This window comes from Pseudomonas sp. NPDC087614, from assembly GCF_044743485.1.
Classification (GTDB): domain Bacteria; phylum Pseudomonadota; class Gammaproteobacteria; order Pseudomonadales; family Pseudomonadaceae; genus Aquipseudomonas; species Aquipseudomonas baetica_A.
The window spans coordinates 1-20,132 of sequence record NZ_JBIUWN010000089.1; the positions used below are offsets into that span (position 1 = coordinate 1).

Here is a 20,132-nt window from a genome sequence, read left to right on the forward strand (position 1 = left end):
ATACGACGCCTTCGGTCGACGCATCCGCAAAACCGTCGACGGCGAAACCACCGAGTTCTTCTGGCAGGGCGACCACCTCGTCGCCGAAAGCAGCACAAGCCAGTACCGCAGCTACGTCTACGAACCCGGCACCTTCCGCCCGCTGGCGCTGCTGGACGGCAAAGGCCCGAAAAAAGCCTGCCCGTTCTACTACCAACTCGACCACCTCGGCACCCCGCAGGAACTCACCGACTACAGCGGCGACATCGTCTGGTCGGCGCAATACGACGCCTACGGCAAAGTCGCCGCCATCACCCTGGCTGGCGAGGACTACCTGGACCAGCCGCTGCGGTTTCAGGGTCAGTATTTCGATGGGGAAAGCGGGCTGCATTACAACCGGCACCGGTATTACGACCCACGGCTGGGCAGGTATCTGACGCCGGACCCGGTGAAGTTGGTGGGTGGGTTGAATCAGTATCGGTATGTGCCGAATCCGACGGGGTGGGTGGATCCGTTGGGGTTGAGCTCAAACTGTCCGCCGCCGAAGAAGCCGGGTTGTACGGTGCCGGGTGATGTAAGTGGAGCTAAGGTCAATGAAGGTGAGCCAGCGCTGCCGAAGATGACAGCGCAGGAGCGGAGGGCGAGGATTGATGAACTGGCGGAGGAAAATGCGAAGCGTGAAGTTTTGAAGCTGGAGAAAAAGTACAAAATGCATACCGTCGCGAAGCATAACCCGGAGATACCGGACAAGGCGCTGAAGCAGAGATCCATTGACGGTAGTCATCCGACAAAAAAAGGAGTGAAGGAAGGTGTTAATTCAAGCTCTCAATTTAAGAGCTGGTTGCTTCAGCTTCATGCGATTAATGATGCTATTTCCCGAATGAGTCGAAAGCCACCAGCACCTACTGGATTTACAAAGACAGGTGATCCAGTTGTAAGGAAGGAAATGCCAAATGGTGGTAGAGGATATAAGCCGAATAAAAAGGATAAACAAAATCCAAAATATATTGATGAATTAAATTACTCAGAAGTACGGTTTGATAGTAAAGATATTAAGAAGCCTTATACAGCATTCCCAGATTAAGGTAGTCATTATGTTGAAGTGGCCAGAGTTCGATTTTCCATTTGTTCCTCAGCTATCTTACTGGCTTGGAGGGATAGAGATATATGATCGTGAAGAAACTTTAGGGGTTTTATTGTCAGCCTATGATCCTAATAAACACTCCGATAGAGAGGTGGTAATAAAGGAGTTTATTCTCAAGAATTTCCCCGGATTCACATATAGACATAAGTTTTTGATGGTGAAGGTTCTTGAGGATGCTTTGAACTCACCCGGATTTAATTTTTCAGAGCAGTTTGAGGATGACTACGACTCAAACACCAGCGTTGCATGGGGTGAAATGATGGTGAATGATCCGCGCGAATTTTTTGAAGATATATATAAATTAGCCAGTGAACAGTGGAGTGAAGATATAGACAAGGCAAGGGCGGAGAATCAGTCGACTTGGTGATTATTTACGAGCCTTAAACCTGATTGTCTGGGCAGACCTCTTCGCGAGCAAGCCCGCTCCCACAGGGATTTTTGTTGTTTGGGAGTTAGCGTTGGCCGATTAGTTGTGGAGGATGTAGATCGGACGCAGTGAGGCTATCAATCACATGCACGCTATACCCCGGAACATTCTTCGCATGATGCTTGGCCTGCGATGCCATTTCCGCGAGTTGACTAGCATCGAGTTGTGCGCAGGCTTCGGGGTGTAGATGCACGACGCCGATGGACAGCGACAACAGCGGAAACTCCTGCCGCACCCCTTGGCGATTCGGTGCGATGAAACAGCCAGCTTCGAGGTGTTCGGGGCGATAGAAGCGCCGGCATTGGCTCTGGAAATCATCGAGCAGTTGATTGAGGCGTTTGCGCCAATCCTCGGGGCCAAGGACCAGGAGGAAGTCGTCGCCGCCAATATGGCCGACGAAGTCGCGCGACGGGTCGACGCGCTCGTTTAGGCATTGCGCCAGACACAGCAGGACTTCGTCACCGCGCCCATAGCCATAAATGTCGTTGAAGGGTTTGAAGCTGTCGATGTCGACGTAGCAGATGACCGACTCGCGGCCCTGTTGCAGCAGGCGCGTCAGGCATTGCTGGATCGGCACGTTGCCGGGCAGCAGGGTCAGCGGGTTGGCGTAGCGGGCTTGCTGGATTTTCAGTTCGGTGATCAGTTTGAGTACGTCGATCACGCGGCCGAGGCCGAGGTAGCTGCCGTTGAGCATGATGATGAAGTCTTCTTCGATGCGCTGACGGGCACGACTGGTGATCAGGCGGCTGACCTGTTGCAGCGACTGGCTCATCTCCACGGCCAGGAAGTCGTCGTTCATCAGTCGGCTGATGGGTTTGCGTGCGAACAGGTCGGTGGCGAACGGTTTGAGCAGAGCATCCGAGAGGGAATGACGATGGACGATGCCGCACGGTTGGCCTTGTTCGTCGAGTACCGCCAGTGAGTTGAGGTTGGCTTGGCGACGGAAGGCTTCCAGCACGGTGGCGGTGGGTGTGTCGCGCGGTACGGCCGGTTGGTCGTTGAGCAGGGCGCTGAGGTCGCTGCCTTCGTCGTTCAGCGCGACGGCGCTGCTGTCGTGCTTGGGCATCAAGGCGCGGGCATCTCGAGGCGGGTGCTCCTGTGGACGTCCCAGCAAGTAACCCTGCACCAGATCGACCCCCATCTCTGTCAACACTGCCAGCTCTTCCGGCAGTTCGATGCCTTCGGCGATGACTTGTGCCCGGGATGCTTTGGCGATTTGCAGGATCGAGCCGACGAACTCACGCTTCAGCGCATCCTGATGAATGCCATCGATAAAGTGCCGGTCGATCTTCACGTAATCCGGACGCAGTTCCGACCATAGACGCAGGCTGGAATACCCGGCACCGAGGTCATCCAGCGCAATCGAAAACCCCATCGCCCGATAGTGATGCAAAGCGGTTTGCAGCAACTGGAAGTCATCGATCGGGGTTTGTTCAGTGAGTTCGATCACCACCTGACTCGGCGGGATGCCGAAGTCTTGCAGCAATTGCAGTGTCCGCCCTGGCTGATGCGCTGCTTCGAGCAAGGACTCCGGCGAGACATTGAGAAACAGCTTGCCCGGTAATTGCTGCTCGTTGAAGCGACGGCAAGCGCTTTGTCGGCAGGCGATTTCCAGTTCGCTTAGACGACCGGCCTGACGCGCCACTGCGAACAACGCGATAGGTGAGTGAAGAGGGCTGTTGGACGGACCACGGGTGAGGGCTTCGTAGCCAAGGATACGTCGCTCGGAAAGGCAGATGATCGGCTGGAACAGGCTGTTTAAACCGCTTTGAGTCAGGATCGAGCTCAAGGCACTCAGCTGTTCGGTCGTGGTCATGGCGATCTCTGGCGATAAAAAAGGACTGGGAGCGTTCTCGGTGAAGAGAGTGGCTCCCAGTCCTTTATTGCACGACAGAATGATGACTGTTTGATGACGATCCGGGGATCGTCAGCATTAAATTGCCATCACCTTACTTCTTCGCCACCTGATTACTCAGCTTCAGGTAATCCAGCAGAACCCGGCCGGTCTCGGCCAGATAGGCGTCGTCTTCCGGTTTGACTTTGTCCGGATCGGCTGCGGCGAGAGCGTCTTCGTCTTCTTTTTTCAGCTCTTTGAGCGGTTCTTCGCCCTTGGCCTTGCGACGGATGTTCTCCATCACCAGTTGCTTGGCATCGATGTCGGCATGCTGGGCGCGGCGCTCGGTCTCGTTGAGGCTGACGGTTTTCTCCTCCATCAGCTTCTGTGCCAGTGCCAGCTTGTCGCGGATGAACACGAACTCGGCGTCTTTTGCAGAGCGGGTATCATGCTCGGACTTGAGTCGCACCAGGTAGGGCTTGAACGGATCGGCCGCCGGTTTGATTGCTGCCTTGATGGTGTCCCATGGCATGGCTTCCGGCAGAGCACTCTCGCCGATTTCCTTGGTGTCGATCAGCGACGGGTAGTCGATGTCCGGCAGTACGCCCTGATGCTGGGTGCTCTGGCCGGAAACCCGGTAGAACTTGGCCAGGGTCAGTTTCAGTTCGCCGTGGTTGAGCGGCTGAATGGTCTGCACGGTGCCTTTGCCGAAGGTCTGGCCACCGATGATCAGCGCGCGGTGATAGTCCTGCATGGCACCAGCGAAGATCTCCGAAGCCGATGCGGACAGGCGGTTGACCAGCAGCGCCATCGGGCCTTTGTAGAAGGCACCCGGGTTTTCATCCTCAAGCACGTCGACGCGGCCATCGGCGTTACGCACGAGTACGGTCGGGCCCTTGTCGATGAACAGGCTGGTCAGCTCGGTGGCTTCCTGCAGAGAGCCACCGCCGTTGTTGCGCAGGTCGATGACCACGCCGTCAACTTTGTCTTTCTGCAACTCGGTCAGCAGTTTCTTGACGTCGCGGGTGGTGCTCTTGTAGTCCGGATCACCGGCACGGAACGCCTTGAAGTCGAGGTAGAAGGCCGGGATCTCGATGACCCCAAGCTTGTAGTCCTTGCCGTCCTGTTTCAGATGGAGGATGGACTTCTTCACGGCCTGATCTTCGAGCTTCACCGCTTCACGGGTGATCGAGACGATCTTGGTGGTCTGGTCGTTCGGCGCATTGCTCGCCGGAATCACTTCCAGGCGCACCACGGTGCCTTTCGGGCCGCGGATCAGTTTGACCACTTCGTCCAGACGCCAGCCGACCACGTCGACCATCTCTTTGTTGCCCTGCGCAACGCCGATGATTTTGTCGGCCGGTGCGACTTGCTTGGTCTTGTCGGCAGGGCCTGCCGGCACCAGGCGCACGACTTTCACTTGATCGTTGTCGCTCTGCAACACTGCACCAATGCCCTCGAGGGACAGGCTCATGTTGATGTCGAAGTTTTCCGCGTTATCCGGCGACAGATAGTTGGTGTGCGGATCGTAAGACATGGCGAAGGTGTTGATGTATGCCTGGAAGATGTCTTCCGGACGGGTCTGGTCCAGGCGCGCCAACTGGTTCTTGTAGCGCTTGGTCAGGGTTTCCTGGATCTGCTTCGGCTCTTTGCCGGCGATCTTCATCCGCAGGACTTCGTCCTTGACGCGTTTGCGCCACAGGTCGTCGAGTTCTGCTGTGGATTTGAGCCAAGGGGCGTCCTTGCGATCGATCTGCAAGGTTTCCTTGGTGGTGAAGTCCATCTTGTCGACGCCTTTGTTCAGCTCGGCAAGCGCGAAGTCCAGACGCGCCTTGACGCGGTCCAGATAGCGCTTGTAGATGGTGAACCCGGCGTTGAGGTCGCCGCTTTTGAGGAAGTCGTCGAACTGGGTCTTCCACTTGTCGAATTCGGCGATGTCGCTGGCCATGAAGTAGCTGCGCGATGGGTCCAGCAGCTTGAGATAGCTCTCGTAGATGATCACCGAGCGCGCGTCGTCCAGCGGCGGCTTGCTGTAGTGGTGGCGCTTGAGCAACTCGACGACGTTCAGGCTGGCGATGACCTCATCGCGATCAGGCTGCAACTTGTCCCAGCTGTTGGCTGCGAAGGTATTGCCCGACACCGGCAACAGGCCGATACCGATAAAAAGAGCGAGGGCGGTGCTGGGGAGCAAATGCTTCATGCTGATTCGACGCGGGGACAATTGATAACGCATATTAGGCCGTCTTTGAAGTCGCCGGATCTACAAGAGCCGGTCGCATAATGCAAAAAGCCCGGCGCTACAGCTTCGGGCTCAGTCCAGACTCACTATGGAGGCACTGTGAAGGCATTGCAAGGCGTTGAAGGTCAAGTGGTATGGGTTGAAGAGGCGAGTCCTACGTGCGATGTAGGACAAGTTCGCATCCGAGTGGCGGCAGCCGGCCTTAATCGTGCCGACTTATTGCAAAAGGCAGGGCTTTATCCGCCGCCGCCAGGGGCCAGCCGAGTGCTGGGTCTTGAGTGCTCCGGGGTCATCAGCGAGGTCGGTGCGGGCAGTTCGTGGCAGGTCGGTGATCGTGTCTGCGCCTTGTTGGCTGGGGGCGCGATGGCCGAAGAGGTGGTGGTCGACGGGCGTCACGTATTGCCGGTACCCGAGGGTGTTTCGCTGGTCGAGGCCGCGGCATTGCCCGAGGTTTACGCAACCGTCTGGTTGAATGTGTTTCAACTTGCGGCGCTCAAACCGGGTGAGAAAGTTCTCTTGCACGCCGGGGCAAGTGGAATTGGTTCAGCCGCCATTCAGCTGTGCAAGGCGTTTGGCAACCCATGTTGGGTCAGCGTCGGCTCGACCGAGCGTTTGGCTTACTGTGAGGCGCTGGGGGCCCAGGGCGGGGTGGTGCGTACCGATGATCTGGAAAGCCTGCGCGACTTCGGTCCGTTCGATGTGATCCTCGATCCGGTGGGCGGCAATTACTCTGCGCTGAATCTCAAGTTGATGGCATTGGATGGGCGTTGGGTGTTGATCGGTTTGATGGGCGGCCGTGAGGCGAAACTGGACCTGGCGCAGGTGTTGGCCAAACGCGTGCAACTGCTGGGCTCGACATTGCGCAGTCGTGACGATCAGTTCAAGGCCGATCTGTTCAGTGACCTGAGCCAGCATGTATGGCCATTGTTCGCTGAAGGGCGGTTGAGCCCGCAGTTGGCCAAGGCCTTCCCGATCAAGGATGCCGAGGCGGCGTTTGCCGAGCTGGCGAGCAATACCGTGGCGGGGAAGGTGGTGTTGGTGATTGATGAAAGTCTGAGCTGACACCACACAACCATTGTGGGAGCGGGCTTGCTCGCGAAAGCGCAGTGTCGGTCGATAGATTATTGACTGATCCACCGCCTTGGCGAGCAAGACCGCTCCCACATTTGGATCTATGTTTACTTCCAGAGATGAATTGGCCAGCCGGCCTTTTCGGCGTGTTCAAGCAACACCGGATCCGGATTGACCACATGCGGGAAATCCACCTTCAGCAACAACGGCAGATCATTGCGTGAGTCGGAATAAAAACTCGCACCTTCCAGGTTCTCTTCCTCAGCATCCAGCCATTCCAGCAGGCGGGTGATCTTGCCTTCGCGGTAGGTCAGGGTGCCGACAGTCTGGCCGCTGTACACGCCGTGCGCCAGGTCCAGTTCGATGCCTAGAATCTCGTCGATGCCCAGTCGATCGGCAATCGGTTTGACCAGATGGGTGCCCGACGCCGAGATCACCAGAATCCGGTCGCCCGCTTTGCGATGGGCGGCGATGGTTTTGGTGGCGTCACTGAAAATGATCGGCTCGATGAAGTCTTCCACCCACGGGCCAACCAGATGTTCGACTTCTTCCGGCGAACGGCCGATCAACGGCTCCAGGCTGAACGCCATATAGTCTTCCATGCGCAGTTTGCCATGGCTGTAGGCGTCCATCAGTTCGTTGTTCTTGCGCATGAACGACTCGGGATCGACCCAGCCCAAACGGCCCATCTGCTCACTCCAGAGGATGGCGCAGTCGCCGTGGATCAGGGTTTCGTCCAGATCAAAAATTGCCAGGGCCATCAGTGCAGTTCTCTCTTCAACTTCAGCAAAGTCATCAGGCTACCTCACACAGGGCCGTCGGATCGATGGAAAGCGCCAGACGCTGACCGTCCGGGTGCAGATCGGCCGCCGAGCGGTTGAGTACATCCACCACCAGTTCGACGCCACGGGCTTCGATCCGATAACGGATGACATTGCCGAGCAGGCTGTGGCTGCGGATCTGTGCGTCGAGTTCGCCATTGAGGCTCAGTTCGATGGCTTCCGGGCGAATCGCGATGCGGTGGTGGATCGGCCGTTGCAGCAGTTTCGAGGCGCTGTCAGCATCGAGCAGATTGTAGTTGCCGATGAAGCCGGCGGCGAACAGATCGACCGGCGCGGTGTACAGGGTTTCGGCGTCGCCGCTCTGGACGATTTTCCCCTGGTTCATCAGGAAAATCCGGTCAGACATGGTCAGGGCTTCTTCCTGATCGTGGGTGACGAAGATCGTGGTCAGGCCGAGTTCGCGCTGGATCTGACGGATCTGTTCGCGCAGGTGTTTGCGAATGCGCGCATCAAGGGCTGACAGCGGTTCATCCAGCAGCAACAGGCGCGGGCGAGTGACCAGCGAGCGGGCGAGGGCGACACGCTGACATTGGCCTCCGGACAATTGATGCGGATAGCGGCGGGCAAAGTCGTTCAACTCAACAAGTTTCAACACTTCGGTGACGCGCTTGTGGCTGTCGTCGGCATTGACCTTTTGCATGCGCAAACCAAAAGCGACGTTTTGTTCCACGGTCATGTTGGGGAACAGCGCGTAGCTTTGAAACACCATGCCGATTCCGCGTTTCTGTGGGCTCAGCGGCACGATATCGACGCCATCGAGCAGGATCTTGCCGGCATCGACCGGCGTCAGGCCGGCGATGCAACGCAGCAGCGTGGATTTGCCGCAACCGGACGGGCCGAGCAGGGTGACGAATTCGCCCTTGTTGATTTCGCAGTTGATGTCGCTGAAAACCGTGGTGCCAGAATAGTTTTTCTGCAGATGTTGGACGCTGACATAGCTCATTGGCTTTTGTCCTTGTTCAAAATGTTGGCGATCCAGGTCAGGACCAGCACGAAAAAGAAATACGAGATGACCAGCGCACTGGTGAAGTGGCCGCTGCTGTTGCGCATGTTGTTGAGGTAAACCTGCAGGGTTTCGTAGCGCGTGCCGACGAGGATGTTGGCGAACACGAACTCGCCGAACAGGAACGAGAACGACAGCAACAAGGCCACCATCAGCCCTTTACGCAGATTGGGCAGCACCACCAGAAACGCCGCCTGAAAGGTGCTTGCACCGAGCAGTTGTGCGGCGTCCATCAGGTCGCGCAGGTTGATCGCTTGCAGGTTGTTGGTAATCGCCCGGTACATGAACGGCAGTGCCACGGTGAAGTAGCAACCGATCAGAATCCAGGGCGTGCCGACCATCGCCATCGGCCCGGAACCGTACAACTGCAACAAGCCGACCGAGGACACCACGGGAGGCACCGCGAAGGGCAGCAGGATCAGGATGTTCATCAGGGCATCGAGTTTCGGAAAGTGGTAATGCACCACAAACAGCAGCGGCAGAATCAGCACCACCGACAGCACCAGCGCGCCGACACACACCAGCAATGATTGACCGAACGCGTGCAGGAAACGCGGATCGCTCCACAACTGGATGTACCACTTGAAGGTGAAACCGCTGGGCAGGATCGTCGCCGACCAACTGCTGGCGATCGAGTAGACCAGCGTTCCGGCGAGCGGCAGCAACAGAATGGCAAACAACAGGTAGACCACGACGCGGTGGTAGAGACCGGCCGGGCCGGATTCAGCGCGAGACATGGTAGCTCCTCTTCAGCAGCAGTTGATGCACGACGGTGACGATGGTCATCAGCGCTATCAGCACCACGGCCAGCGCACTGGCCAGATTGGGATCGAGCGAAATATCGCCGGAGACCATCGCCGCGATGCGGATCGGCAGCACGTTGAAGTTACCGGTGGTCAGGGCGTAAACCGTGGCGTAGGCGCCAAGGGCATTGGCCAGCAGGATCACGAACGTGCCAAGCAGCGCCGGGGTCAGCACCGGCAGACCGATGTGTCGCCAGAACTGCCAGCCGTTGGCGCCCAGCAGCGAAGCCGACTCGCGCCAGTCTTCACGCAAGGCGTCGAAGGCTGGGTAGAGCAGCAGTACACCGAGAGGAATCTGGAAGTAGGTGTACAGGATGATCAGCCCGGTTTTCGAGTACAGGTTGAAGTCTTGAATGATTCCGGTCTGCTTCAACATCAGGGTGATGCTGCCGTTGAAACCGAGCAGGATGATGAACGCGAAGGCCAGAGGCACGCCGGCAAAGTTGCTGGTCATGTTGGCAAAGGCATTGACGAAATTGCGCAGTTTCGAGTCGACCTGGCGCAGGGAGTACGCTCCGAGCACGGCGATGATGATGCCGAATACGCTCGACCAGAAACTGATCTCAAGGCTGTACTGGATCGCCTGTCGATAGAACTTCGAACTGAAGATTTTGGTGAAGTTTTCCAGGCCCCAACCAAACTCTTCCGATTGCAGACTGTTGATCATCACCCAGACCAGCGGGGCGATTTCGAACACGATGAAGAACACTGCGAAAGGCACCAGGCACAGCGCAGCCAGCCATTTACCACGATTCATCGCGTTCACTTGAGTAACTCCCGGCAGACGGCTTTGTCGTGGGGCACGCCGAGCAGTTCGCAGACGGTGCCGCAAATGTCGGTCTGCTTTGGCGCAGCGGCAGCGTTGAGGCTGAAGGCGTCGCCGAGGACGAACAGCGGCACTTGGCGTTCTTCCGGGAGCAAACCGTTGTGCGAGCGATCGTTGTTCATGCCGTGGTCGGCGGTCACCAGCACTTGATAACCGGCATCGAGCCAAGCCTGCAGATAATCGGCGAGGATGATGTCCGCCGAGCGCGCGCTGTTGCGGTATTGCGGGGTGTCGAGGCCGTGCTTGTGGCCGGCGTCGTCAATGTTCATCGGATGGATCAACAGGAAGTTCGGCGCGTGGCGCAGGCGCAGGTTTTCGGCGTCGGCGAACAGGTGCGAATCCGGGTAGTGATCGTTCCAGTAGAAATGCCCATGCTGGATCGGCAGCGATGGATCGTCTGTGTGACGGTCACGGGCGGCCTCGAACGGCGAGCGGTTGTACAGCTCACTGACCCAGTGATAGGCCGCGGCGGCGGTTTTCAGGCCGGCGTCGCGAGCATAGTGATAGATGCTGCGCTGATTGGACAGGCGCGAGACGTTGTTATGGACGATGCCGCTGTCGATGGGCGGCACGCCGGTGAGGATGCATTCATAAAGCGGTCGGGACAGGGCCGGCAACTCGCACTCCAACTGGTAGAGCGCGGCGCGTCCTGCGCCAACGTAAGCTTGCAGATGCCCCATGGCGTGACGTGCGACCTCGTAGTTGAGACCGTCGAGCACGACAAGGATGACGTTGTGCTTCATAGGGGCAAAAACTCCGCGAAATTTTCCAAAACTCTCAATCAACTCGATCCACTCCCACAGCTGGATCCCTGGTGGGTCCAGCTGTGGTGAGCTTCAGGGTTATTTCATCTCTACGATGACTTCTTCGTTCCACTTCTGCGGCAGGGATTTGGAGGTTTTTTCCCACGCATCGGCGTCTTTGATCGGGGTGACGTTTTTGTACTGCTCGTTCGGCAGCAGTTTGGCTTTCACGTCTTCGGGCAGTTGCAGGTGTTCGGCGCGGATCGGACGGGCGTTGCCGCGAGCGAGGTTGGTCTGGCCGGCGTCGCTGAAAATGTATTCGCGGGTCAGCTTGGCGGCGTTCGGGTTTTTCGCGTACTTGTTGATGATCGTGGTGTAGCCGGAAATCACCGAGCCGTCAGACGGGATCAGCACCACGTAGTCATCCGGGTTGGCCATCTTGGCCTTGTAGCTCAGGCCGTTGAAGTCCCAGACCACACCGACTTCGATTTCGCCTTTTTCCATGGTGGCGATGGTCGGGTTGGCCATCGACAAACGACCTTGCTTGGCGATGTCTGCGAACATCAGCAGGGCAGGCTGGATGTTTTTCTCGTCGCCGCCGTTGGCCAGTGCCGCAGCCAGTACACCGTTGGCCGCTTGTGCAGCGGTGCTCACGTCGCCGATGGACACCTTGTATTTGCCGCCCTTGAGGTCAGCCCATTTGGTCGGCACTTCGGAGCCGTGCAGCAACTTCTTGTTGACGATAAACGCGATGGTGCCGGTGTAGGCCAGTGCCCAGTTGCCGTCCTTGTCCTTGGCCCATGCAGGCACTTGATCCCAGGTGCTTGGCTTGTAAGGTTGCACTACGCCTTGCTTGACCGCGATCGGGCCGAAGGCAGCACCGACGTCGCCGATGTCAGCGCTGGCGTTGTCTTTCTCGGCGGCGAATTTGGCGATTTCCTGGGCCGAGCTCATGTCGGTGTCGATGTGTTTCAGACCGTAGGTCTTGGCCAGGTCTTCCCAGGTGCCTTTCCAGTTGGCCCAGTCATCGGGCATGCCGACGCTGTTGACGGCGCCTTCCGCTTTCGCAGCGGCTTCGAGGGTTTTCAGGTCGGTGTCGGCCGCCATGGCGGCTGTACACATTGCGATGGTCGAGCCTAACAGTGTTGCCAGGAAAAGCTGTTTCATTACGAAGCTCCTTGGTCGTGTTCAACGCTGCGATTGCGGTTTGTGTTGGTCTAGGTCAGCAATACCTGAGCCAATTTAAGGGTGCTGGATGACACTTTGATGTCGATGGCCTTGCGCAAGACCCTTTATTTGCCCTGGATCGGCGAGTGCCAAGTAAGCGTAGACCATGCTCAAAGCCCCGCAGGGCAGGGAAACTGGCCGGTGTATTGCAAGTCGTGAGAGCGACCGCTGGGCAGTTTTGTCATCTCTCGGTCATCTGCACTGCCTAGGCTTGCTACACACTCAAACGGTTCATTGGCCGTTCGGTTTTGCCCCGAAACAGTGCTGGTCTAGTCCAGATAGGTAACGTTGATGCGCGATGAGGCAACAAAAGCGGTGACAGCCATTGGGCAAATCCTGCAGGAGCAGCTCGACCACGGGCTGTTGGCTCCCGGCAGCAAGTTGCCGGCCGAGCGCAAGCTTAGTGAGTTGTTCGGCACGACCCGCATTACGGTGCGTGAGGCCTTGTTGCAATTGGAGGCGCAGGGGCAGATTTATCGTGAGGAGCGGCGTGGCTGGTTCGTCTCGCCGCCGCGTCTGGCGTACAACCTGATGCAGCGCAGCCACTTTCACGCGATGGTCAGTGCGCAGGGGCGGGTGCCGTCGACCGAGGTGATTTCGGCACGACTGCAGCCGGCGTCGGCGGCGGTATGTGCGTGGTTGCAGTTACCGGCGCTGTCGAGCGTGATTCAGATTTGCCGGTCGCGGCGCATTGATGGGCGGTTGGTGCTTTATGTGGAGCACTATTTGAACCCGCGGTTTTTTCCGGGAATCCTTGAGTTCGATTTGAATCAGTCGATTACCGAGTTGTATGCGCGGCATTACGATTTGCACTATGGACGGGTGCGCTTCGAGATTGTGCCTACGTCGTTGTCTGTTGATGCGGCGGCGGCTTTGAAGGTGTCGGTGGGGAGCCCGGGGCTGCGGATTGCTCGGGTCAATTATGACCAGCATGAGCGCTTGATTGATTGTGATCTGGAGTTTTGGCGCCATGATGCGATTCACGTCGGTGTTGATGTGGTTTGATCTTGGCGGCCTCTGGGCCGATCAGGTTCTTGTTGATGGGGTGAATATCCGCTGCTTAAGCGCTATTCCTTCGGCTGACCACCGCCGGCAGTGATCACTTGCACGCTCATCCGCGGCGTCGCCAGATCCAGTCCTGCCTCATCCAGATGTCGCTTGAGCGACAGGTTGAAGGCTCGGGAAACTTCCCACTGTTTGATCGGCGCGGTCTTGAAGCGGGCGCGCAGAATCGCGCTGCCGGATTCGAAACTTTCCACACCTTGAATTTCCAGTGGCGACCAGATGTTGCGGCGTTGCAGCGGGTCGGTGCGCATTTTCTGGCCGACTTCGCGCATCAGCTTGATCGCGTCGTCGATTTCCATGTTGTACGGCACTGCCACGCGGAAGATCGCGTAGCCGAATTCCCGCGAATAGTTCTTGATGCTTTTGATTTCGCTGAACGGGATGGTGTGGACGATGCCGTCAATGTCACGCAGGCGCACGGTGCGGATGGTCAGGCCTTCGACGGTGCCGAGGTGACCGCCGACATCCACGTAATCATCGATGGCCAGGGAGTCTTCGATGATGATGAACAGGCCGGTGATCAAATCTGCCACCAGCGACTGTGCACCGAAACCGATGGCCAGACCGATCACACCGGCACCGGCCAGCAGTGGCGTGACGTTCATGCCCATGTTCGCCAGGGCGACGATCAGCGCAATGATGAAAATCGTGATGAACAGGACGTTGCGGATCAGCGGCATCATGGTTTGCGCGCGTGCGTTGGCCAGACCTTTGCGCGAGCGCGTGAGGGCGTGGTGCACGGCGGTGTCGCTGAGTATCCAGATCAGCCAGGCGAAGATCAGCGTGCCGATCAGGCTGAACAGTTTGACGCTGATATCGTGACCTTCGCCCTCGGTGAAACCGATCAGCGACATGCCCCAGACGCGCAGCCCCAGCTCAATGAACACCAGCCACACGAGCAGGTGGGCGAGGGTGTAGAAAAAGCTCTTCAAGCGATCGGAATACAACGCATGGCGTTTCGGCCCGCGTGGGGGTTTGAGCGAATGGCGGCGCACCAGCCCGTTGATGACCATGCACAACACCAACAGCACGGTGCAGAGCAGCGACTGGCGCAGCGCGGTACTGGTGTCACCGGCGGAGACGAAAGTGGCGAACAGCGAGATGCCGACCAGCACCAGTGCTGGCACGTACCAGAAGGTACCGAGGATTTCGATGGTGTCGCTCAGGGCGCGGCGGGTCAGGCGGCGTGACAGCGGTTGGTTGCGAATCAGGTGCGCGATCGGCCGGCGGAAACGCAGGATGAATAACCCGGTAGAGAGTGCCGCAAGGACATTGGTAACCGTTGCAGCGGTATGCGCAAGATGCACGCCGAGACTCTCGATCAGGCGCGGATCGTTCAGCGCTTCGCCGAAGGCGGCGAAGCTGCCGATCAGCCACAGTGGGCGAAACGCCTGATGGCGCAGGATGTACAACGCGCGATGACGGTGCGGACCGTCGAGCACGGAAAAAGCGATCACGCAGATCGCCGAGAAACAGGTGCCGACCACCAGCGCATAGGCCAACACCATCGCCAGACTTTTGCCCAGTGACGATGGCAGGGCGTAGCTCATGTAGACGGTAATGACCAATGCAATCAGCCATGGCCCGAGTTTGCGCAGTGCGAAGCGCAGCATGTCGAGGGCCTTGGGATGCTGTGGCAGTTCTTCGGTGAGACCGAAACGCATGCGTACCCGATGACCGAGCCAGATCAGCGCGGCGGCGAGCAGACTCCAGAGCATCAGAATCACGGCGAAGCCGAAGATGATCGGCAGCCATTCACTGGCCGGCAGCATCAGGGCTTTGAGCTCATCCTTGGCCAGATCGAACTCGTTGGACCAGCGGTTGATCGGGCTGTCGGCACCGGAAAACTGCTTCTCGAAATTGGCCAGCGTGCCGCCGATCAACCCGAGTACGCCTTCTTCGGGAGAGGCTTGGGCTTTTTTCGTGGCATCGCGCAATTTCTTCAAATCGCTCAGCAACTGCGCACGTTGCTTGTCGTTTTCCAGCGACCTGATGACTTCGTCCAGCGACTGGTCGAGCGGTTCCTGAGCTTCGGGTTGGGCCTTGGTGGTGTTGAGCAGGCCCGGCAGACCGACCGCTTGCGCCGGTGCCATGGGCAGTAGCGTCATCAGGCAAATGAAGAACAGACTGGGCAAAGCAAAAAGACGAGCGAACACTAGGCGGTCAACCTCGCAAGGGGCGGATTCGCTGGAGTGTACGAGGGCGCATTACTCAATGCGAGCCGGACGCGGATTTATTCGTTGAGTTTGGCGAGGATCTTGTAAACCACGGTGGCGAGGATCATCAGCATGCCGACCCACATCGCGAACACACCCATGTTCTTGTCGCGGAAGTTGAAGCCGACGGCCAGCAGAATCATTGCGCACAGGATGGGAATGAGCATGGCGTGGAAGGAGGACATTGAGATCATGGTGACTGCCTTGTCGGAGGGGATGATTCAAGTCTAGGTCGGTTTTGTTTGAGTCGGGGTGATGTGAGTCAGAATTGAGTCGCAGCAATGAAAAGTCGGTATTCCCCGAACTGGCGCTTTCGCGAGCAAGCCCGCTCCCACATTTGAAATGCATTCCAGTGTGGGAGCGGGCTTGCTCGCGAAGCTTTTAACGCTGTTATGGCAATTCGCGGCAGGCGTAGAACGCGCTCAGCACTTTGACCAGGTGCGCCAGGTCGTGGCTGCCGCACAGTTCGCGGATCGAGTGCATGGCGAAGGTCGGCAGGCCGATATCGACCGTGCGTACGCCCAGGTGGCTGGCGGTGATCGGGCCGATAGTCGAGCCACAGCCCATGTCACTGCGCACCACGAAGCTTTGCACCGGTACTTCTTCGGCCATGCACAGATGGCGGAAGAACCCGGCGGTTTCGCTGTTGGTGGCGTAGCGCTGGTTGCTGTTGACCTTGATCACCGGGCCGGCGTTGAGTTTCGGGCCATGGTTGGCGTCGTGCTTGTCGGCATAGTTGGGGTGTACGCCGTGGGCATTATCGGCCGAGACCAGCAGGGATTTCTGAATGGTGCGAACGAACTCGTCACCTTCTGGCAACAGACGGCGCAGGGTCTGTTCCAGCATCGGGCCATCGGCGCCGCACGCCGAGCAGGAGCCGACTTCTTCGTGGTCGTTGCACACCAGCACGCAGGTTTCGTCGGTTTCGGTAGTCAGCAAGGCTTGCAGGCCGGCGTAGCACGACAACAGGTTGTCCAGGCGGGCGCCGGCAATGAAATCACCATTGAGGCCAATCACCGCAGCGCTTTGTGTGTCGTAGAAGCTCAGCTCGTAATCGAGCACCACATCGGCATTCAGACCATGTTCGCGGGTCAGTTGATCGGTCAGCACGGCGCGGAAGTCGACACGCTCGTCACCGGCAAACTGCGCGAGGATCGGCGGCAATTCGGTCTGGGCATTGATCGCCCAGCCTTGATTGGCTTCGCGGTTGAGGTGAATGGCCAGGTTGGGAATGATCGCGATCGGTGCTTTGAAGTCGATCAGCTGGCTTTCGACCTTGCCGTCGCGGCGGAAGGTCACGCGGCCGGCCAGCGACAGGTCACGGTCGAACCACGGGGCGAGCAGGGCGCCGCCGTAGACTTCGACACCCAGTTGCCAGAAACCCTGGCGCTGTAGTTCCGGTTGCGGCTTGACCCGCAGGCATGGGCTGTCGGTGTGCGCGCCGACCAGACGGATACCGCCATGCAAAGGCGAGTGGCGGCCCATTTTGATCGCGACGATCGAGGAGTCATTACGGGTGACGTAATAGCGACCGTTGGCTTCGGTGGTCCATGGCTCGCGCTCGTCGAGGCGCACAAAACCGGCGGCCTCCAGACGTTGGACAAGGCTGGCAGTGGCGTGGAACGGGGTAGGGGAGGCCTTGAGAAAGTCGATCAGGCCTTGGTTCAACTCTTCGCGCATAAGAAACTCCAGACAGCAGTGGGCGGGAGTTTAACGCATCGGCTCGGGAATTGGCGCGGACTGAAATCGATACCCGGGGGAGTAAGCCTGCTTGCAAAAGCGTCAGGTCAGTCGACGTCGATTCGACAGACACACTGCTGTCGCGAGCAAGCTTGCTCTCACAAGGGGAAGGTAGGGTTCACCGGGCGGCGGCCAGGCTGTTTTTCAGGTGGCTCATGATGATTTTTTCGTCTTCCGGTTTATTCGGACGCGGCAGCTCTTGCGGCCAGCGGTTGTGGCTCAGCAGTTTTTTCTGACGGCTTTCGTCCCAACGCAGTATTTCCCGCGAGGCACATTCCCACCATTCGTGTCGGCATGCGCTGTAATACTGATCCTCGGGTATGGCGCTGCCATACAGCAGGTCGCGGCCGACCTTGCGCAGAGGGCCTTTGAGGTGGCGCAGTCTCCATTTGATTTTAAAGCGCTGCCAAGCGGACGGAAACGGTTTGACGCTCGGCACATCCGTACACAGATCCACCAGGCGTTGGCTGAACTGTTCACCATGTTGAGAGAAGAAGTACGCATGCATCCCATGGAAGAAGCGTTTTTCAGCGAAGTAGTGATAAACGTGTTGGCGCGCCTCCACCACCTGACGGCCACGCATGGCATACGACAGGGCGATCTGTTCGATGGTGTGGATTTCGAAGCCATCGCGGGTCCATTCATCGATCAGGCGGATCGACTCTTCGAACAGCGCCGAATCACTACAGGTCACGCCACACAAACCACTGTTGTAGAGTTTGAAACCGTTGTCCGGCGTCACTCCGTGGCTGCGTAAGTCTCGGCCCAGTTTTTGATAGGCGGTGCGCTGGTGCACATCTTTCCAGTCGTATTCGAAGCGATCCATCACCGAACGACTCGGCTCGATGAATTTGAACAGGCGGCTCGGGTGGCTGGTGAACAGCGTGTCGGTGTCGACGAACAGGGTCTTTTGCGCCCACTGCATACCGGCGGCGATGGCGCAGGCTTTGCGTCGGTGGTGATAGCCGTGAGTGCCTTGCCAGCGGGTCTGTGTCGCCTCGTCCAGCAGCACGGTGTCGACCGGTCAGTCGGCGTAGTCTTCGGGCCGATCGGTCAGAATCCTGATGGCTGGACGCTCGCCGTTTTTGGCATGGGACAGCGCGGTCAGGATGCTGAACTTGGCTTCGCGTCGGTACACATCCTGATTGCCATAGACCAGGTAAAGCAGTTGGTGGCGAACTTTTCTGAGGGAAGGCACCAAGGGATCAATGCAATTCATTCGAAACTAAATCCTTGTCTTAACTACAGCACTGGTACTCAAACAGTACTTAGAACGGTGCCGGGCACTCGAAGCGCAGACGTTCGCCCGTTTGCGGATGGGTGAAGCTGAGCATGCTGGCGTGCAGGCACAGGCGTGGCCAGGCGGCCAGGGCTTGCTCATGTGCGTAGAGGCCATCACCGAGCAGCGGGTGACCGATGGACAGCATGTGTACGCGCAATTGGTGCGAGCGGCCGGTGATTGGCGTCAGTTCGACGCGACACCAGTCGCCGCAACGTTCCAAAACGCGCCAGAAGGTCAGCGCATGTTTGCCGAATTCGTGGTCGACCACATGACGCGGCTTGGTCGGCGGGTCGTAGCGCAGCGGCAGGTCGATGCTGCCACTGTCCAGTTCCGGTTGACCCCACGCCAACGCGGTGTAGGCCTTTTCGGTTTCGCGGTCGTGAAACTGGCGCGACAGTTCGCGATGGGTGTCGGCGTCACGGGCCAGCAGAATGATGCCGGACGTTTCCCAATCCAGGCGATGGACGATGCGCGCTTCCGGGTAGCCGTTTTCCTGCAGGCGGGTAATCAGGCAGTCCTTGTTGTCATCGGCGCGACCGGGCACCGAGAGCAGCAGGGTTGGCTTGTCGACCACCAGTACGGCGGCGTCCTGATGGATGATGCGGATGTTGGACAACGGCATTAAAACAGCCTCGTAACAAATGCCAACGGCGGTTCAGGGCCATTCCACTGTCGGAATGGCCCTGAACCGCCGTCGTTCCTGCTGGATCGACTCAGCGATCAGGCAGGGTGATGTTGAGTTCCAGAATCGAGCAACTGCCCTGGTTTTCCAGCGCTACATGCACGTCATCAGAGCCGATGTTGACGTACTTGCGGATCACTTCGACCAGCTCTTTCTGCAAGGCTGGCAAGTAGTCCGGCGTGCTGCGCTGGCCGCGCTCATGCGCCACGATGATCTGTAGACGCTCTTTCGCTACCGAGGCGGTACTTGGCTTTTTGTTGGCACGAAAGAAGTCAAAAAGGTTCATTACCTACCTCCAAAAAGTCGCTCGAAGAATCCCTTCTTCTCGACATCGAGGAAACGGTGGGCTTTTTCTTTGCCCAACAGGCGGTCGACGGTATCGCTATAGGCCTGACCGGCATCGCTCTGGTCGTCGAGAATCACCGGCACACCCTGGTTGGATGCCTTGAGCACCGCTTGGGATTCCGGGATCACGCCGAGCAGGGTGACCGAGAGGATTTCCTTGACGTCTTCGACGCCGAGCATTTCGCCCTTTTCAACTCGCTCCGGGTGATAGCGGGTAATGAGCAGGTGTTCCTTGATCGGGTCTTCGCCACGTTCGGCGCGTCGCGATTTGCTGGCCAGCAGGCCGAGCATGCGGTCCGAATCTCGTACCGAGGACACTTCCGGGTTGGTCACGACGATCGCTTCGTCGGCGAAGTACATCGCCAGGTGCGCGCCTTTCTCGATGCCCGCCGGGGAGTCGCAGACCACGAACTCGAATTGTTCCTTGAGCTCCATCAGGACTTTTTCCACGCCTTCGACAGTCAGCGCGTCTTTGTCGCGGGTCTGACTGGCGGCCAGTACGTAGAGGTTTTCCAGACGTTTGTCTTTGATCAGAGCCTGTTGCAGGTTGGCTTCGCCGTTGACCACGTTGACGAAGTCATACACCACGCGGCGCTCGCAACCCATGATCAGGTCAAGGTTACGAGCGCCGCGGGGTGTATTACTTCGTCAAAGAGAACGGAAG

At 58.2% G+C, this 20,132-nt stretch carries 17 protein-coding genes and 2 pseudogenes; 4 read left to right on the top strand and 15 right to left on the bottom strand.

Translation table 11 applies throughout. The features are described from left to right. Together ACIOWA_RS24045 and ACIOWA_RS24050 are read left to right on the top strand one after the other, a co-directional pair. Positions 1–1,063 (top strand): RHS repeat domain-containing protein (locus ACIOWA_RS24045; protein WP_401162299.1); only part of this gene is annotated, 1,063 nt, incomplete at its 5' end. A gap of 10 nt (positions 1,064–1,073) precedes the next feature. Next, positions 1,074–1,490, top strand: coding sequence for a hypothetical protein (locus ACIOWA_RS24050; protein WP_339538414.1), 417 nt, complete (start codon positions 1,074–1,076; stop codon positions 1,488–1,490). 85 nt (positions 1,491–1,575) lie between these two features. On the opposite strand, the gene ACIOWA_RS24055 is transcribed toward ACIOWA_RS24050, so the two are convergent. Together ACIOWA_RS24055 and ACIOWA_RS24060 are read right to left on the bottom strand one after the other, a co-directional pair. Continuing rightward, positions 1,576–3,366 carry a bifunctional diguanylate cyclase/phosphodiesterase gene (locus ACIOWA_RS24055; RefSeq protein WP_401162301.1) on the bottom strand — a complete coding sequence of 597 codons (1,791 nt, stop codon included), beginning with the start codon at positions 3,364–3,366 and terminating at the stop codon, positions 1,576–1,578. Between the two features lie 133 nt (positions 3,367–3,499). Further along, a complete protein-coding gene (locus tag ACIOWA_RS24060) occupies positions 3,500–5,584 on the bottom strand; it encodes a carboxy terminal-processing peptidase (RefSeq protein ID WP_339433942.1) in 2,085 nt (694 codons plus the stop codon). Positions 5,585–5,722: 138 nt separating this feature from the next. On the opposite strand from ACIOWA_RS24060, the gene ACIOWA_RS24065 reads away from it, so the two are divergent. Continuing rightward, positions 5,723–6,685, top strand: a complete 963-nt coding sequence (locus ACIOWA_RS24065) for a zinc-binding dehydrogenase (protein WP_401162303.1) — start codon at positions 5,723–5,725, stop codon at positions 6,683–6,685. A gap of 116 nt (positions 6,686–6,801) precedes the next feature. On the opposite strand, the gene ACIOWA_RS24070 is transcribed toward ACIOWA_RS24065, so the two are convergent. The 6 genes from ACIOWA_RS24070 to ACIOWA_RS24095 form a co-directional block, all read right to left on the bottom strand. After that, the gene (locus ACIOWA_RS24070) at positions 6,802–7,455 is read right to left on the bottom strand and encodes an HAD family hydrolase (protein WP_401162305.1); all 654 of its coding nucleotides are present in this window, start codon (positions 7,453–7,455) and stop codon (positions 6,802–6,804) included. A 34-nt stretch (positions 7,456–7,489) separates the two neighbouring features. Next, positions 7,490–8,479, bottom strand: a complete 990-nt coding sequence (locus tag ACIOWA_RS24075; protein ID WP_339466473.1) for an ABC transporter ATP-binding protein — start codon at positions 8,477–8,479, stop codon at positions 7,490–7,492. Next, on the bottom strand, positions 8,476–9,276 hold the full coding sequence (locus ACIOWA_RS24080; protein WP_339433946.1) for an ABC transporter permease: 801 nt from the start codon (positions 9,274–9,276) through the stop codon (positions 8,476–8,478). The genes ACIOWA_RS24075 and ACIOWA_RS24080 overlap by 4 nt, the downstream gene beginning before the upstream one ends. After that, positions 9,263–10,099 (bottom strand): ABC transporter permease subunit, encoded by an 837-nt coding sequence (locus ACIOWA_RS24085; RefSeq protein ID WP_339433966.1) that lies wholly within the window; start codon positions 10,097–10,099, stop codon positions 9,263–9,265. The genes ACIOWA_RS24080 and ACIOWA_RS24085 overlap by 14 nt, the downstream gene beginning before the upstream one ends. Before the next feature lie 5 nt (positions 10,100–10,104). Beyond that, positions 10,105–10,911, bottom strand: a complete 807-nt coding sequence (locus ACIOWA_RS24090) for an alkaline phosphatase family protein (RefSeq protein WP_401162307.1) — start codon at positions 10,909–10,911, stop codon at positions 10,105–10,107. A gap of 99 nt (positions 10,912–11,010) precedes the next feature. After that, the gene (locus tag ACIOWA_RS24095) at positions 11,011–12,078 is read right to left on the bottom strand and encodes an ABC transporter substrate-binding protein (RefSeq protein ID WP_221734243.1); all 1,068 of its coding nucleotides are present in this window, start codon (positions 12,076–12,078) and stop codon (positions 11,011–11,013) included. A 351-nt stretch (positions 12,079–12,429) separates the two neighbouring features. On the opposite strand from ACIOWA_RS24095, the gene ACIOWA_RS24100 reads away from it, so the two are divergent. Beyond that, positions 12,430–13,143 (top strand): UTRA domain-containing protein, encoded by a 714-nt coding sequence (locus ACIOWA_RS24100; protein WP_339433948.1) that lies wholly within the window; start codon positions 12,430–12,432, stop codon positions 13,141–13,143. 62 nt (positions 13,144–13,205) lie between these two features. Here ACIOWA_RS24100 and ACIOWA_RS24105 read toward each other — a convergent pair whose 3' ends face one another. From ACIOWA_RS24105 to minD, 7 genes and pseudogenes are all read right to left on the bottom strand, one after another. Continuing rightward, positions 13,206–15,359 carry a mechanosensitive ion channel family protein gene (locus ACIOWA_RS24105; RefSeq protein WP_401162309.1) on the bottom strand — a complete coding sequence of 718 codons (2,154 nt, stop codon included), beginning with the start codon at positions 15,357–15,359 and terminating at the stop codon, positions 13,206–13,208. Positions 15,360–15,436: 77 nt separating this feature from the next. Next, positions 15,437–15,613, bottom strand: coding sequence for a hypothetical protein (locus tag ACIOWA_RS24110; RefSeq protein WP_339433950.1), 177 nt, complete (start codon positions 15,611–15,613; stop codon positions 15,437–15,439). Positions 15,614–15,809: 196 nt separating this feature from the next. Continuing rightward, positions 15,810–17,099: a M18 family aminopeptidase gene (locus ACIOWA_RS24115; RefSeq protein WP_401162311.1), complete on the bottom strand. Its 1,290-nt coding sequence runs from the start codon at positions 17,097–17,099 to the stop codon at positions 15,810–15,812. 178 nt (positions 17,100–17,277) lie between these two features. Further along, positions 17,278–18,378: pseudogene (locus ACIOWA_RS24120) on the bottom strand (hypothetical protein). A gap of 49 nt (positions 18,379–18,427) precedes the next feature. Next, the gene (locus ACIOWA_RS24125) at positions 18,428–19,063 is read right to left on the bottom strand and encodes an RluA family pseudouridine synthase (protein ID WP_007960625.1); all 636 of its coding nucleotides are present in this window, start codon (positions 19,061–19,063) and stop codon (positions 18,428–18,430) included. Between the two features lie 91 nt (positions 19,064–19,154). Continuing rightward, entirely contained in the window at positions 19,155–19,409 is a 255-nt protein-coding gene (gene minE, locus ACIOWA_RS24130; protein ID WP_007940845.1) for a cell division topological specificity factor MinE, read from the bottom strand. Then, positions 19,409–20,098: pseudogene (gene minD, locus ACIOWA_RS24135) on the bottom strand (septum site-determining protein MinD); the annotation flags it as partial. The gene minE and the pseudogene minD, both read right to left, overlap by 1 nt. Positions 20,099–20,132: the final 34 nt, after the last annotated feature.